At 74.7% G+C, this 1397-nt stretch carries 2 protein-coding genes; both read left to right on the top strand.

What is annotated here, in order from left to right; genetic code table 11:
• On the top strand, positions 1–993 hold a 993-nt coding region (locus ACWEVO_RS36515; protein WP_452311947.1), incomplete at its 5' end, for a peptidoglycan-binding protein.
• Positions 994–998: 5 nt separating this feature from the next.
• The coding region (locus ACWEVO_RS36510) for an ABC transporter ATP-binding protein (protein ID WP_452311948.1) at positions 999–1397 on the top strand (399 nt) is incomplete at its 3' end.

Raw genomic sequence — 1397 nt, 5'->3', positions numbered from 1 at the left:
GGTGGTCGCGACGGGGGTACGCCGGCCAGCGGCGGCCTGCCGCCGGCGACCGCCCAGGTGACCCGGCAGACCCTGACCGACACGGAGAGCTTCGACGGGGAACTCGGCTACGGCGCCACCCACACGGCGGCGGCCCGCGGCGGCGGCACGGTCACCTGGGTGGCCGACACCGGCAGCCAGGTCGGCCGGGGCAAGCCGCTGTACGCCGTGGACGACGCCAAGGTGGTGCTGCTGTACGGGTCGCTGCCCGCGTACCGGGCGCTGGGGCCCGGCATGTCCGGCGAGGACGTACGGCAGTTGGAGCGGAACCTGGACGCGCTCGGCTACTCCGGGTTCACCGTCGACGACGAGTACACCTCGGCCACCGCGGACGCGGTCCGGGACTGGCAGGAGGACCTCGGCCTGCCGGAGACCGGCCGGGTCGAGCTGGGCCGGGTGGTCTACGCCCCCGGCGCGGTGCGGGTGGACAGCCACAAGGCCGACGCCGGTGACCCGGCCCAGCCCGGCCAGGCGGTGCTCACCTGGACCGGCACCACCCGGGTGGTGACCGTGTCCCTGGGCGTCGACGACGAGCGGCTGGCGAAGAAGGGCGCGAAGGTGACCGTCACCCTGCCCAACGGCAAGGAGGTGGCCGGGACGGTCGCCGACACGGAGACGGTGCTCCAGACCGGCGACAGCGGCGGCGGGGCCGGCGGCCAGAACGAGCCGACCACCACCGTCGAGGTCACCGTGACGGTGGCCGACCCGAAGGCGCTGACCGGATTCGACCAGGCCTCGGCGAAGGTGGCGTTCACCGCCGCCGCGCGCCGGGACGTGCTGACCGTGCCGGTCGCCGCGCTGCTGGCCCTGGCCGAGGGCGGGTACGGCGTGCAGTTGGTCGAGGGTTCCACCACCCGGATCGTGGCGGTGGAGACCGGGCTGTTCGCCGCCGGCCGGGTGGAGGTCTCCGGTGCGGGGATCGCCGAGGGCGCGACCGTGGGGATGCCGACGTGACCGGGGTGGTCGACCTGGCCGAGGTGACCAAGGTCTACCCGGGCGACGTACGGGCCCTCGACGGGGTGTCGCTGACCATCGGGTACGGCGAACTGGTCGCCATCGTCGGCCCGTCCGGGTCGGGCAAGTCGACCATGCTGCACCTGATCGGCACCCTGGACCGACCGTCCACCGGCCGGGTACGCATCGACGGGCACGACGTGGCGGCGCTCAACGACCGGCAGCTGTCCGCGCTCCGGTCGACCCGGATCGGGTTCGTCTTCCAGCAGTTCCATCTCGCGCCGAACGTGCCGGTACGCGACAACGTCGCCGACGGGCTGCTCTACGCGGGCGTACCCCTGCGGGAGCGGCGGCGGCGCGCGGAGGCCGCGCTGGCCCGGGTCGGGCTGGCGCACCGGCTCGGC

It is taken from the genome of Micromonospora sp. NPDC003776 (assembly GCF_053605645.1).
The sequence above is the reverse complement of the archived record's forward strand: the minus strand, read 5'-3'. Positions and strand labels throughout refer to the sequence as shown.